General features: G+C 46.1%; 14 protein-coding genes. 7 read left to right on the forward strand and 7 right to left on the reverse strand.

All coding sequences use genetic code 11. From position 1 onward, the window contains the following. Positions 1–11 precede the first annotated feature (11 nt). The 7 genes from cyoB (at position 12) to PGR23_RS18950 (ending at position 6,563) form a co-directional block, all read left to right on the forward strand. Entirely contained in the window at positions 12–2,003 is a 1,992-nt protein-coding gene (cyoB, locus tag PGR23_RS18920; protein WP_015704587.1) for a cytochrome o ubiquinol oxidase subunit I, read from the forward strand. Next, positions 1,993–2,604, forward strand: coding sequence for a cytochrome o ubiquinol oxidase subunit III (locus PGR23_RS18925; RefSeq protein ID WP_015704586.1), 612 nt, complete (start codon positions 1,993–1,995; stop codon positions 2,602–2,604). Before cyoB ends, PGR23_RS18925 begins: the two co-directional genes overlap by 11 nt. Next, positions 2,604–2,933, forward strand: a complete 330-nt coding sequence (locus PGR23_RS18930) for a cytochrome o ubiquinol oxidase subunit IV (protein WP_396279871.1) — start codon at positions 2,604–2,606, stop codon at positions 2,931–2,933. The genes PGR23_RS18925 and PGR23_RS18930 overlap by 1 nt, the downstream gene beginning before the upstream one ends. Positions 2,934–2,944: 11 nt before the next feature. Then, positions 2,945–3,832, forward strand: coding sequence for a heme o synthase (gene cyoE, locus PGR23_RS18935; protein WP_045390845.1), 888 nt, complete (start codon positions 2,945–2,947; stop codon positions 3,830–3,832). A 239-nt stretch (positions 3,833–4,071) separates the two neighbouring features. Next, complete coding sequence (locus PGR23_RS18940) at positions 4,072–4,404, forward strand: hypothetical protein (RefSeq protein ID WP_045390848.1); 333 nt, start codon at positions 4,072–4,074, stop codon at positions 4,402–4,404. 201 nt (positions 4,405–4,605) lie between these two features. Continuing rightward, entirely contained in the window at positions 4,606–5,973 is a 1,368-nt protein-coding gene (locus tag PGR23_RS18945) for an MFS transporter (RefSeq protein WP_047044459.1), read from the forward strand. A 263-nt stretch (positions 5,974–6,236) separates the two neighbouring features. After that, entirely contained in the window at positions 6,237–6,563 is a 327-nt protein-coding gene (locus PGR23_RS18950; protein WP_047044462.1) for a hypothetical protein, read from the forward strand. A 46-nt stretch (positions 6,564–6,609) separates the two neighbouring features. Here PGR23_RS18950 and PGR23_RS18955 read toward each other — a convergent pair whose 3' ends face one another. The 7 genes from PGR23_RS18955 to PGR23_RS18985 are packed head-to-tail and all read right to left on the reverse strand — an operon-like array spanning position 6,610 to position 13,384. Continuing rightward, the gene (locus PGR23_RS18955) at positions 6,610–7,596 is read right to left on the reverse strand and encodes a hypothetical protein (RefSeq protein ID WP_396279872.1); all 987 of its coding nucleotides are present in this window, start codon (positions 7,594–7,596) and stop codon (positions 6,610–6,612) included. A 10-nt stretch (positions 7,597–7,606) separates the two neighbouring features. After that, positions 7,607–8,536 carry an ACP S-malonyltransferase gene (locus PGR23_RS18960; RefSeq protein WP_396279873.1) on the reverse strand — a complete coding sequence of 310 codons (930 nt, stop codon included), beginning with the start codon at positions 8,534–8,536 and terminating at the stop codon, positions 7,607–7,609. Positions 8,537–8,549: 13 nt separating this feature from the next. Beyond that, on the reverse strand, positions 8,550–9,881 hold the full coding sequence (locus PGR23_RS18965) for a hypothetical protein (protein ID WP_396280113.1): 1,332 nt from the start codon (positions 9,879–9,881) through the stop codon (positions 8,550–8,552). Between the two features lie 53 nt (positions 9,882–9,934). After that, positions 9,935–10,723 carry an outer membrane lipoprotein-sorting protein gene (locus tag PGR23_RS18970; RefSeq protein ID WP_396279874.1) on the reverse strand — a complete coding sequence of 263 codons (789 nt, stop codon included), beginning with the start codon at positions 10,721–10,723 and terminating at the stop codon, positions 9,935–9,937. Between the two features lie 8 nt (positions 10,724–10,731). After that, positions 10,732–12,042 (reverse strand): ABC transporter permease, encoded by a 1,311-nt coding sequence (locus PGR23_RS18975; RefSeq protein WP_045390866.1) that lies wholly within the window; start codon positions 12,040–12,042, stop codon positions 10,732–10,734. Next, on the reverse strand, positions 12,043–12,693 hold the full coding sequence (locus PGR23_RS18980; RefSeq protein ID WP_047044475.1) for a hypothetical protein: 651 nt from the start codon (positions 12,691–12,693) through the stop codon (positions 12,043–12,045). Further along, positions 12,668–13,384 (reverse strand): ABC transporter ATP-binding protein, encoded by a 717-nt coding sequence (locus PGR23_RS18985; protein ID WP_063416609.1) that lies wholly within the window; start codon positions 13,382–13,384, stop codon positions 12,668–12,670. Before PGR23_RS18985 ends, PGR23_RS18980 begins: the two co-directional genes overlap by 26 nt. Positions 13,385–13,390: the final 6 nt, after the last annotated feature.

A 13,390-nucleotide genomic window follows, 5' to 3' on the forward strand; every position in this document is an offset into this window, starting at 1 on the left:
GGAAGAAAACGATGTTCGGAAAACTTACACTGGATGCAGTGCCCTACCACGAACCAATTATCGTGGTAACGGTTGCTGCAATCATCGTCGGGGGACTGGCGATACTGGCAGCGATCACTTACTTCGGTAAGTGGTCCTACCTATGGAATGAGTGGCTGACGTCCGTCGACCACAAACGTCTCGGTATCATGTACGTTATCGTGGCAATCGTCATGCTGCTGCGTGGCTTTGCTGACGCCGTTATGATGCGTAGCCAGCAGGTGCTGGCCTCTGCCGGGGAAGCAGGATTCCTGCCGCCTCATCACTACGATCAGATCTTTACCGCCCACGGCGTTATCATGATCTTCTTCGTGGCAATGCCGTTTGTTATCGGCCTGATGAACCTGGTGGTTCCGCTTCAGCTCGGCGCACGCGACGTTGCTTTCCCGTTCCTCAACAACCTGAGCTTCTGGTTCACCGTTGTGGGCGTAATTCTGGTTAACCTGTCTCTGGGCGTCGGTGAGTTCGCACAGACCGGTTGGCTGGCGTATCCGCCGCTTTCGGGAATTGAATACAGTCCTGGCGTAGGGGTCGATTACTGGATTTGGGCGCTGCAGCTCTCCGGTATCGGTACTACCCTGACCGGTATCAACTTCTTTGTGACCATTATCAAGATGCGTGCCCCTGGCATGACCATGTTCAAGATGCCGGTATTCTCCTGGGCATCTCTGTGCGCCAACATCCTGATTATCGCCTCCTTCCCAATTCTGACCGTCACCGTCGCGCTGCTGACCCTGGACCGCTACCTGGGCACCCATTTCTTTACCAACGATATGGGTGGCAACATGATGATGTACATCAACCTGATTTGGGCCTGGGGTCACCCGGAAGTGTACATTCTGGTTCTGCCGGTATTCGGGGTCTTCTCCGAAGTCGCAGCGACCTTCTCGCGTAAACGTCTGTTTGGTTACACCTCGCTGGTGTGGGCAACCGTCTGTATTACCGTTCTGTCGTTCATCGTTTGGCTGCACCACTTCTTCACCATGGGTGCCGGCGCGAACGTAAACGCCTTCTTCGGTATTACCACTATGATTATCGCAATCCCGACCGGGGTTAAGATCTTCAACTGGCTGTTCACCATGTACCAGGGCCGCATCGTCTTCAACTCGGCGATGATGTGGACTATCGGCTTCATCGTTACCTTCTCCGTTGGTGGGATGACCGGTGTTCTGCTGGCGGTACCGGGCGCGGACTTCGTACTGCACAACAGTCTGTTCCTGATTGCGCACTTCCATAACGTCATCATCGGCGGTGTGGTATTCGGTTGCTTCGCAGGTCTGACCTACTGGTGGCCGAAAGCCTTTGGTTTCACCCTGAACGAAACCTGGGGTAAACGCGCATTCTGGTTCTGGATCATCGGCTTCTTCGTGGCATTTATGCCGCTGTACGTGCTGGGCTTCATGGGTATGACCCGTCGTCTGAGCCAGGACATCGACCCGCAGTTCCACTCCATGCTGGTAGTTGCAGCATGCGGCGCGGCGCTGATCGCTTGCGGTATCCTGTGCCAGCTGATTCAGTTCTACGTTTCTATCCGCGATCGCGATCAGAACCGTGACCTGACCGGCGACCCATGGGGCGGCCGTACTCTGGAGTGGGCAACCTCTTCTCCACCGCCGTTCTATAACTTCGCAGTCGTTCCTAACGTTCACGAACGTGACGCGTTCTGGGAAATGAAAGAAAAAGGCGAAGCGTACAAGCAACCTGCGCATTATGAAGAAATTCATATGCCGAAAAACAGCGGCGCGGGCATCATCATTGCTGCATTCGCAACGGTGTTTGGCTTCGCGATGATCTGGCATATCTGGTGGATGGCGATTGTTGGTTTCGCTGGCATCGTTGTGACCTGGATTATCAAGAGCTTTGACGAGGACGTGGATTACTACGTACCGGTTGCGGAAGTCGAAAAACTGGAAAATCAGCATTTCGATGAGATTAACAAAGCAGGGCTGAAAAATGGCAACTGATACTCTTGCGCATAATGCCCACGCGCATGAACACGGGCACCATGATACAGGACCGATGAAAGTCTTCGGTTTCTGGATCTACCTGATGAGCGACTGCATTATCTTCGCTACGCTGTTCGCAACCTATGCCGTTCTGGTGAACGGCACGGCTGGCGGCCCGGCGGGTAAAGATATTTTTGAACTGCCGTTCGTTCTGGTTGAAACCGCACTGCTGTTATTCAGCTCCATCACCTATGGCATGGCGGCTATCGCCATGTACAAAAACAACAAGAGCCAGGTCGTTTCCTGGCTTGCCCTCACCTTCCTCTTCGGTGCAGGGTTCGTTGGGATGGAAATCTATGAATTCCATCACCTGATTGTTGAAGGGATGGGTCCGGACCGTAGCGGCTTCCTGTCAGCGTTCTTCGCGCTGGTTGGTACCCACGGTCTGCACGTCACCTCCGGTCTGCTGTGGATGGCGGTGCTGATGGTTCAGGTATCCCGTCGCGGCCTGACCAGCACTAACCGTACCCGTATTATGTGCCTGAGCCTGTTCTGGCACTTCCTGGACGTGGTGTGGATCTGCGTGTTCTCTGTTGTTTATCTGATGGGGGCGATGTAATGAGTCATTCTACCGATCATAGCGGCGCTTCTCACGGCAGCGTGAAGAGCTACATGACAGGGTTCATCCTGTCGATCATTCTGACGGCTATCCCGTTTGCAATGGTTATGAGTGGCTCGGCCTCGCATACAGCGATTCTGGGAACCATCCTGGTCACGGCTGTGGTGCAGATTCTGGTACACCTGGTGTACTTCCTGCACATGAACAGTAAATCTGACGAAGGTTGGAACCTGACCGCGTTTATCTTCACCGTAATCATCATTGCTATCGTAGTTGTCGGCTCCATCTGGATTATGTGGAACCTCAACTACAACATGATGATGCACTAAGAGCGGCGAGTATGTTTAAGCAATACCTGCAAGTAACGAAACCAGGCATCATTTTTGGCAACCTGATCTCCGTGATCGGCGGTTTCCTGCTGGCCTCCAAAGGCCACATCGACTATCCGCTGTTCGTCTGGACGCTCCTCGGAGTATCCCTGGTGGTCGCCTCGGGTTGTGTTTTCAACAACTACATCGACCGTGATATCGATCGTAAGATGGAACGGACGAAAAACCGGGTGCTGGTCAAAGGGCTGATCTCGCCAGAATCATCGCTGGTATACGCCACCTTGCTGGGTATTGCTGGCTTCATGCTGCTGTGGTTCGGCGCCAACCCGTTGGCTTGCTGGCTGGGCGTGATGGGGTTCGTGGTTTATGTCGGCGTCTACAGCCTGTACATGAAACGCCACTCCGTCTACGGCACGCTGATTGGCTCTCTCTCCGGCGCTGCGCCGCCGGTGATTGGCTACTGCGCGGTTACCGGTGATTTTGACAGCGGCGCGGCGATTCTACTGGCGATCTTTAGCCTGTGGCAGATGCCTCACTCCTACGCCATCGCGATCTTCCGTTTTAAGGATTATCAGGCGGCGAATATTCCGGTTCTGCCGGTGGTGAAAGGTATCTCCGTCGCAAAAAACCATATCACGCTGTACATCGTGGCCTTTGCCGTGGCAACGCTGATGCTTTCTCTGGGGGGCTATGCCGGATACAAATATCTGGTCGTAGCTGCCGCAGTCAGCGTCTGGTGGCTTGGCATGGCATTACGTGGGTATAAAGTGGCGGATGATAAAGTCTGGGCACGTAAGCTGTTCGTCTTTTCCATCGTCGCCATCACTGCCCTGTCGGTGATGATGTCTGTCGATTTCATGGTCCCGGATTCACATAATCTGCTGGCTTACGTCAGATAAGATTACGCTTTATATGAAATGATAAAAGCCTCCGCAAGCGGGGGCTTTTTTATCTAGAGAAATTGCCCTCTCCCCTCCCCTTTTGCTTCATTTTCTTCACCTATTACGCTGTTAAAAATTGAGAAAAAAATGAGCATCGCTAACCGCCGCCTATCTCGCTCCATCACTGAAGTTAGTGCTAGCCTTATCTCGTAGGCAAACGCCTACATAAAACATGGATTTAACTGCAAGGAATAACAATGAAAGAATTAACATTCAACGAAATGGAATCTGTCTCAGGTGGTTTCAACCTGGTAAGCGCCGCAACTGGTTTCGCCAGCTTTGTCGCTAATTCCGCGGCAGGGTTTACCTCATTTGCGCTGACCTCCGGTCTGGCGTTTGCCTCTTTCGTCGGCGATAGCGCGATTGAATTTGGCAAGTTCCTTCTTGGGCAGACAAACTGGGAAAGCGTAGTCAGCACCGGTCAGGAAAACTGGGCAAACTTCGTTTCCACTGCTGGAAGCAGCTGGAACACTTTCGTGAATAACGCCGCAACCGACTGGAATAGCTTCCTGGATCAGGCTGCATCCTAATCGGTATAATGATCAGGGCAGATTTCATTTCTGCCCTTTCCGTTGTTTTTAATCTTTTATTCCGCTCTGCACCATTTTAGCCTCTGGTTCTCATCCCTTCTTCTATTACGCAACACAGTCGTAATATCTGCTAAACAAACATTTATTTACGCGTCCTTATCCCCCCACTACACTAGTCACAGTTTTTATATTGAGGTGGTAATGAACGATAACAAAATGACGCCAGGAGAACTGCGCGCAACCTGGGGTTTAGGGACCGTATTCTCACTGCGCATGCTCGGCATGTTTATGGTCCTGCCTGTTTTGACCACATATGGCATGGCGCTGCAGGGGGCTAGTGAAGCGCTGATTGGTTTAGCTATTGGCATTTACGGGCTCGCCCAGGCCGTCTTCCAGATCCCGTTTGGCCTCCTGTCTGACCGCATTGGCCGTAAACCGTTAATTATTGGTGGTTTGCTGATATTTGTTATCGGCAGCATCATCGCCGCGCTGACCGATTCCATCTGGGGCATTATTCTTGGCCGCGCGCTGCAGGGCTCTGGCGCTATCGCCGCCGCCGTCATGGCACTACTTTCTGATTTAACCCGCGAACAGAACCGTACCAAAGCCATGGCCTTCATTGGAGTCAGTTTTGGCGTGACCTTTGCTATCGCCATGGTGCTCGGCCCTATTGTCACTCACCAGTTAGGGTTGCATGCGCTATTCTGGATGATCGCTATTCTGGCCAGCCTCGGTATTTTGCTGACTCTCTGGGTAGTACCAAATAGCCACAACCATGTACTGAACCGTGAATCTGGCATGGTAAAGGGCTGCTTCAGCAAAGTGCTTGCTGAACCTAAACTCCTCAAGCTGAACTTCGGCATTATGTGTCTGCACATCATGCTAATGTCGACTTTTGTTGCGCTGCCAGGACAACTGGAGGCCGCGGGTTTCCCGGCCGCCGAGCACTGGAAAATTTACCTGGTGACCATGGTCATTTCCTTTGTCGCCGTGGTACCATTCATCATCTATGCGGAAGTGAAGCGCAAGATGAAACGTGTGTTTCTGTTCTGCGTCGCTCTTCTACTGATAGCTGAAATCGTGCTCTGGGGAGCAGGTGGCTATTTCTGGGAACTGGTCGCGGGCGTGCAGCTGTTCTTCCTCGCCTTTAACCTGCTGGAGGCATTGTTGCCTTCATTAATTAGCAAGGAATCACCAGCAGGTTATAAAGGCACGGCAATGGGTATTTACTCTACCAGCCAGTTTATCGGCGTGGCCATCGGTGGCGCCCTCGGCGGCTGGGTCGATGGTTTCTTTGATTCACAAACGGTGTTCCTGCTTGGGGCCCTGCTAGCAATGTTATGGCTGCTGGTTGCCAGTACGATGAGCGAACCACCTTACGTGAGCAGTCTCCGAGTTGAGATCCCGGACGAAGTCATCATTAATGATGAACTACAGCGCCGTCTGTTGTCGAAACCTGGCGTTGAGCAGGTCATGATTGTCGCTGAAGAACGTTCAGCCTACATAAAAATTGACAGCAAAGTGACCAACCGCTTCGAGGTTGAACAGGCTATTATCGCAACTTCGTAATCGCCCCCCATTTCTATGCTCTAAACAATAAGTTGAACGCGCGGCAACTCAGAAGATACCTTCGGGTATCTTCTCTTATCAAACATGAATTGACGTAATAAGCCCCCGTACTTTTCTAATTCTGTTTTGTGAAGTTTAATTCACATTAAAACTAATAGATCATTTAAATATTCACTATTATATAAAAAACCCTCTGATTAGTATATTGCCCGGTGTGCATAGGCACATCATTAACAATTCATTAATCTAGGATGGAATTAAAAATGAAAGAATTAACCGCAAACGAAATGGAATATGTCTCTGGTGCAGGCATTATCGACCTGCCTTGCGCTTTGGTTGATTTCACCGTTCAATCAGCGCTGGGCCTGGTAGCAGCAGGTATTAACGCAGGTATGATTCTGGCCTCCTCCGCTCTGGAAACCACTATTGATCTGGTTTCTAATATTCTTGGCGGTTCGCCATCTAGCCTGGGAAGCATTATAACTGACCATATCAACTCCCTGCTGTATGCTGAATCAGGGGTTTGGTCAAACTTTGTTTATAATGCTGCTACTGACTGGGGTGGTGTTGTTGAGGCCCTGCAGAGCTAAATAGCATATGGCCAGTCAGTTTTCTGACTGGCCATATTTTCTGATGTTATTTATTATTTTCGCCACATCTGAGATACATATCACATGCCGTCATGTAATCATCATGCCAGCGCCAGTAAACATGTAAATAAAAGTATCCCATCGCCGGTATCATGCATAAAATAAAATAGACATAAAAATATATTTCCCACCCTAATAATTTCAGCAACAGGCTAAAAATTACGGTCCATAACAGTTGAAGAATAAATAAAATAACTAACCGCAACCACAGCGATTTCCTATACATTACGGTAAATGGGATAGTTTTAGCCAGGTTCACATCAAACTCTTTCTGAAAAAGCCGTCCTAAAAAAGTATAACGCCTGGATGGGTGAGCAAAAATCAAATTAACTGCCAGTATCGCTGAACAAAGAATCAGCATAGCAACTATCAACTTTGCAGAAAAAAAACCATTGGATAAGGAAAAATCTTCATCCGCGACTAAGGGGCTGATAACCAGAAAACTGGTCATAAAAGTTACGGTAACATTTAAGCAAGCATAATGATGGAGATTACGGTATCTAAGCGTATACGCAGTTGCCCGCTGTAACTGTTTGACGTAACAATTCCTGGCGAACCAGCACATCATATAGACCATTATCGGCACAAAGATGACAATACAGACCATCGCGAGAATGCTTGAAAAGAAGAGTAGAAATCCCTTCACAACCAGATAGCACCCCAGTAAACAGCAAGCTGTAGCAACAAGCGGATGCCATAGTATGGCCTCACATTGCGAATACTTTTTTCCCTGAAACCAAGAAAAGTTGATATTTTTTATCGCATATTTGTAAGCCCAATACGCTTTAAGTTCATAAACAAAGCTAAACATAGTTAACGAAAAAATGGCGCTGACAGGGAATGCATCTTCCACGGTCAAAAGATACCCTCTGTTTTTCACGTAGAATGCAATCAGCATCGTACAAATAAAGTACAAATAGGGTAAAAGCGAACGATCCTGTCGACGAATAAAAGTTAAATAATCCGGAATCATGCTAACCTCGTTACGCCCCCAATATTTTTCGACAATGAATAAAATACTCTGCCGAGAAATCATCGAAATCATTTAGTAATTGTCCAAGATACGCTTTATTGCTGATTTCAACGAACCTGACGACGGGAGTATGTTGTAAAAAAGCAGTCATAGATGCTGTCCATTGTACGGTATGGGTCAAATGCAACGATAAGTTGTTTTTAATTATCTCAGGGTCACCTTCTTCGCTCCCGGTAACATTCATTAGTACAGGATAATTTGGCCGTACCATTTCCACCACCTCCAGGGCATCTCGCATAAGCTGAACTCCATCAGCCATTAGTGGCGTGTGCCAGGCACCGCTAACGCCCAACTTTACCGTTTCCAGGCCAGCTCCCATAAGTACCCCGGCGAATTCGCTTAAATCTGGCAGCGTTCCGCCAACCACCTGCTGATAGGGACTATTATCACAACTCACCACAACCGGACTTCCGGAATCGTTAATCAACTGGCTTATCGTTTGATAATCGGCACCTCTCACCGCTAGCATTGCGCCTTTACGAATATGACTTAAATCATCCATGATAGTTGAGCGCGCTGATATTAGTTTGAACACATTCTCCAGCGTTAAAGCGCCGGCCGCGTAGAGTGCGCTATATTCACCAACACTATGCCCACATGAACCCACGATGTGAGCGTCAGAGAATTGCTCAGCATAAAGACTATAGAGCGTAACGTTGATAGCCGTCACCGCTGCCTGCTGTGTCGTCGTTCTCACCAGACGATTCATTGGCCCTTTCAGACATAACCGACGAAGATCCAACCCTGTTACATCACTAGCGCAATCCCAGATTTGTCTGGTGGTTGCGTTTAGATCCCATAAATCTGATCCCATTCCAATTACAGGATTTCCCTGACCGGCGAAAATAAGCACCAATGGTTGCTCTGATAACTTTGTCATAGACAATATATCCTTATAAATAGTATTTAAATCCAATATAGACTCCGAGGGTCTCGCCAAAAAGTGCGAACTCAGAATCACGATGACCTAATGCGCTATAAAACCCCGAATAAATCTCTACCCGTTCGCCCAACCCTTTTACCGGCTTGATATAATGGGTGCCAATTAATGCACTACCATCAACTAAGTTCATCACCAGATAGGGCTGAAAAGTTGAATGATCTGTACTCTGTAAACTTAGCCACGAATTAATATAATGTCGTCCTTGTAACATCCCTTTATTTCCTGTATTACTTATTTCTGACCCCATCAGATACTTATAATCATCAAATACTTTATCTAAACTGGACAAGCCAGTTTCATTACTTAATAGTTTAATAAAGTCGGTCTGCTCTCGCCATGCCGCTTTTGAGTATCCTTCACTCTGATAATAGTATTCGATACCTAATACACTAAAAAGGTCAGTGGTATACTGGCCGCCAACGGCTAATTCATAGTTTTTTTTATCATCCTGAGCATAAAGCGATGAAGGATATTTCCCAGATAATACTGCATCTCGTTTTTCACGGGAAAAATGCCGCCACTGTTGATTTTTGTGTAAAGCCGCCTCTACGTTGACAACAAACTGAGGAGTTATATTGTAGCTATCCGCCAGGGCCAACGAAGGAGAATCGCCAAGCATCACATCTGCTGCCAGTCGATGATTAGCAAGTCGATAATCGGAGTAACTTAATAAATAATACTCACTGCTGTTGCTCCGTTGATTGGCTGTCCAGTTGCTGGATGACTCATAATATTCATCAATACTCGCCAATTTGGGTATGATAGTAAATGAGAATGCATAATCGCGGAACTCTTCTGAGATCCGCCCCCCCCAAAACGGCTCATTATAGGTGGAATTAAATCCGGGGTCGAATATTCTGGTAGGTTTAAATCCGGCATAATAAGTCGTCAACAATGCTGCAGGCGATCTTAAATGAAAAGCACCGGAATGCGGTCTAAGTTTTCCGCCTTCGAGACTGACGTTTTCAGATAATGTTGCGTTCAGCTTTAGCCTATCGATTAATATTTTAGAGCGACTATTATCTTCTTCGAATAGCCCCACCTCGTTCATCGGATGATATCCAAAGCCATATAATGAAAAATCCACAGCCAACACATCATCAATAATGTCACAAGAGCTAGAGACGTTAAGTGAAATATTATTATAGGCGTTATCAGTGGTATACGGGTTAGATCCACTGATGCGCCATAGAGACTCATTTTTATGTGTAAAGGATGTTTGCCCCATCAAAATCAATTGACCATTTTGTTGTATTTCATCCGCGGTAAGACAATCTGCCATCCCCAACAACGGTATTAATGTTAGAATTGATAGTAATACAGCCCGAAGCAATTTCACTTTGCTTCCCTCTGAATGAACTCCTTCGTGAAGTGAAATTCTGGTAAGGACTCAAGGCGAACATTACTATACTTCATGACAGAATAGCCCTTTTCATACCGAGTATTCTGCACAATAATTTCTGTTGGCCGGTACATTCCCAATACCATTTGATAGTTTTTATACAAAACACTCTTGAGTAATTGATTATCAAGTGAGTAATATGATGCCTTAAATGGTCGATACTCGGCGTTTTTTTCTACCAGGTAAATCACTTTTGGATAAGTAACGGCCTCAGATTTACGAATAAGAGACAACCGATAGCAGATTTTATCACCACAAGGCTCCACACCCTCCAGCGTCGAATCATAGGCATATTCGAAGTTCGTTACGATAACATCACCATTAGAGATCTGGCCTATTAAGCGTTGTGAACGCGAAATGGGAACTGGCCTTCGAAGCTCAGGTGTATAAAACCATAAATCATACCAATCAGATAACATGACTTTACCTTTATCTCGCGGAGGATAAGTAAAGCGTATCAATGAACGAGCGTCAGCTTTAATACCGTTTTTCGGCTTAATAAATCGCATTGAAATATCAAGAGATTGTTTATTTTCAGGTTCATCCACTCCCTCTTTAAACTCCAACACGGTCACTTCATAGCGGAAAGGTTCATTTGGTGAACGAACTTCATCCGCCCTGCGAATAATCTCCAGAGCCTGCTGATCAATTTTTGTCGCTTGCACTGCAGCTGAATGCAGTAATACTGCCAAATATAATAAATACCACATGCCAATTCTCATACTGCCCTCTATGAAGATTTAAATGCATCTGTAATATTAAGCCGCGATGCACGATATGCAGGAATGATAGAAGCCAGGGCTGACGTTAAAATTGGCAACATCAAGGTAAACCAAATTAACTCTGCGTCATTGCTTTTAATAAATGCAGTATATCCAACTGACTGCCCTGGAGAAGGAGGCATTGCAATGCCGGAAATATTAATAATCGCAGCAATGGTATAACCAAAAGCAAGGCTACCGATTGCCCCCAAAATGCCTATATATATACCTTCCAACCAGAATAAAAGCGTAACACGACTGGACTGTAAACCGATGGCTCGTAGTGTCGTGATCTCTTTAGTCCGCTCAACGATATTCATGGTCATTGAATTACCGATCATAAATATCACAATAAGTGCTACTATGACTTTAATAAAAAAATAGATACCCGAAAGCATGCCTTCAACTTGCTGGTAAAAAATAGAGCTTTCCTTCCAGTCCTTAACGATAAGGGGTAAATTCTGTTGAGCGATAAACTCTCTCATTTTAATAACAAATGGCGCTACATCATCATGTTTTAATAAGATAACTATTTTACTGACGCCATTTGTACCCATGATTCGCTGAGCGGTATCAAGAGGTATCTTTAGTGCAACATCATCATAATCCTTAATTCCCGACTCAAAGATGCCACGGAGTTTGACTGATATAGCGCCCTGTCCTCCTGCCACATTTACCGCCAGGATATCGAGCCAGTCACCATAGTGGCTATCAAGTGTTTTGGCCAAACCGCTTCCGATGGTAATTTCATTATGTTTTACGCGAGATAAATCGCTTCCAAAGACTATCTTATCAAATGCTCCTAGCTTCAGAGATGGTAATGGTTCAATGCCTTGCGCCGAAAAATAATTTGACGTTTCGCTTTCGTAGTGAGATATAATCCCACTAAACTCTAGCTGACCTGAAATTGTCGAAATTGCATTAGAAAAATAGGCATTTTGTAATATATTATGCTTTAGTGAAATGTAGTCAGAAATAAGGCTTTTATTCTTATTAGCCGTTTCAAAGTAGGATTTATTATAAATTTGCACATGGCCAACATTAGTTCGTATCGTCTGCTCCTTGAGTATCCAAAAAGAGTATTTGATAAAACCACCATATAGAAATATAGCGCCACCACCTAAAACAATTGCAAAAATAGTAGAAAGGGTTCTACGCTGATGCCGTAGCAAATTAAGGAATGAAAATTTAGCATCACCATAGTTGAAGATGATATTATAAACTACAAATAGCAATAACAACGCCACAATACCATTAATGAATATCACATCCCTTGACATTTAATCACCTTTAATAACCGGAACAATAACCTGCACGACTTCAGCCATTTCCCACGCAGGCGGATTGTTATTTGCATAATCGATTTTAAGGTTTTGCCCTACGCTTCTCAGATACTGAAGGAATTGTTCTTCTTGTGGTTTGCTATGGCACTGATGGAGAGCTCGTAAACGCATCTCGTTGATCTTCCGAACAATCTCGACGCTGAATTTATCTCTATTCCTCATCAGCAAGTCGGTATCTTCAATCGTAATCACGCAGCGCCCCAAATTACCCGGAAGCCAGGCATCAACACGCGCACGCAAATATCTGATTAGCAAATTATCTTCATTGACATCTACCGACTCATCCATATAGAAGAATCCTGTCTTTGCATATTCAGAGGCGTGAATCAGATCATTAACACTCAGGTAATAAGCTGCTTGCCGCAGCATCCCCCATGAATAAAAGATCAGCACGCCAACGTTATTAGTGCGTTCATATTCTTTAAGCAAATTTGCTGTGACCGATGCTAATGCTTTTGGCTCACCTGGTAACCCATCCTGTAAAACACGATCCGAAACAGGTGTGGGTATCGATTCAGCGAATGCTGAAAATATAACTGTGGTTAAACACAGAAGCAAAACTCTACAAAGATTGCTTCGCTGAATCATATATTATTGCTCCATCTTTAATTTCCACTCTCCGACGAGCTCGCTCTTGTAGTTGAGTCGAATGAGTGGAGATAATAAACGTCGTCTCTGTGCGCCGATTAATGTCAAGCAGCAGGTCAAGAATCGCTTCTCCAGTGGCCAGATCCAAATTTCCGGTCGGTTCGTCGGCAACAACGACTTCAGGACTATGCGCTAACGCCCTTGCTATCGCGACCCGCTGTTGTTGTCCGCCTGATAATTGGCCTGGCTTTCGCCCAACTAAGTGGGCTAAGCCCACACTATCGAGGAAATGTAGACTCCGTGCTTTCGCCTCTTTTGCATTGAAATGCCCATTTAGCATCAGGGGATAAAAAACATTATCAAAAACACTTAGTACCGGGACTAAATTGAAAAACTGAAAAATAAACCCTAAATGATGACTACGGAGTCGCGCCAAATTCTTTTCAGACAGCGCATTTAGATTTTTGCCAAGAAAAAAAACATTACCTGCCGTTGGTTTATCAATACCTGAAAGTATATTAAGCAAGGTACTCTTACCGCTTCCCGAAGGGCCACATAATGCTACGAACTCACCTCTTACAATATCCAGATTAATATCATTCAGTGCAATAGTAATGTTATCCTGAGGACCATAAGATTTATGTATACCGTACAGAGATATATCAGGTAATTCTGTTATATTGCTGCGCATAGGGCC

The sequence above is a fragment of the Klebsiella sp. 141162 genome (assembly GCF_050600755.1).
Classification (GTDB): Bacteria; Pseudomonadota; Gammaproteobacteria; order Enterobacterales; family Enterobacteriaceae; genus Klebsiella; species Klebsiella aerogenes.

Bases quoted from the DNA above. Each gene is read 5' to 3' on its own strand.
- cyoB (WP_015704587.1), top strand. From the start codon at position 12: ATGTTCGGAAAACTTACACTGGATGCAGTGCCCTACCACGAACCAATT.
- PGR23_RS18925 (WP_015704586.1), top strand. From the start codon at position 1,993: ATGGCAACTGATACTCTTGCGCATAATGCCCACGCGCATGAACACGGG.
- PGR23_RS18930 (WP_396279871.1), top strand. From the start codon at position 2,604: ATGAGTCATTCTACCGATCATAGCGGCGCTTCTCACGGCAGCGTGAAG.
- cyoE (WP_045390845.1), top strand. From the start codon at position 2,945: ATGTTTAAGCAATACCTGCAAGTAACGAAACCAGGCATCATTTTTGGC.
- PGR23_RS18940 (WP_045390848.1), top strand. From the start codon at position 4,072: ATGAAAGAATTAACATTCAACGAAATGGAATCTGTCTCAGGTGGTTTC.
- PGR23_RS18945 (WP_047044459.1), top strand. From the start codon at position 4,606: ATGAACGATAACAAAATGACGCCAGGAGAACTGCGCGCAACCTGGGGT.
- PGR23_RS18950 (WP_047044462.1), top strand. From the start codon at position 6,237: ATGAAAGAATTAACCGCAAACGAAATGGAATATGTCTCTGGTGCAGGC.
- PGR23_RS18955 (WP_396279872.1), bottom strand. From the start codon at position 7,596: ATGATTCCGGATTATTTAACTTTTATTCGTCGACAGGATCGTTCGCTT.
- PGR23_RS18960 (WP_396279873.1), bottom strand. From the start codon at position 8,536: ATGACAAAGTTATCAGAGCAACCATTGGTGCTTATTTTCGCCGGTCAG.
- PGR23_RS18965 (WP_396280113.1), bottom strand. From the start codon at position 9,881: ATGGCAGATTGTCTTACCGCGGATGAAATACAACAAAATGGTCAATTG.
- PGR23_RS18970 (WP_396279874.1), bottom strand. From the start codon at position 10,723: ATGAGAATTGGCATGTGGTATTTATTATATTTGGCAGTATTACTGCAT.
- PGR23_RS18975 (WP_045390866.1), bottom strand. From the start codon at position 12,042: ATGTCAAGGGATGTGATATTCATTAATGGTATTGTGGCGTTGTTATTG.
- PGR23_RS18980 (WP_047044475.1), bottom strand. From the start codon at position 12,693: ATGATTCAGCGAAGCAATCTTTGTAGAGTTTTGCTTCTGTGTTTAACC.
- PGR23_RS18985 (WP_063416609.1), bottom strand. From the start codon at position 13,384: ATGCGCAGCAATATAACAGAATTACCTGATATATCTCTGTACGGTATA.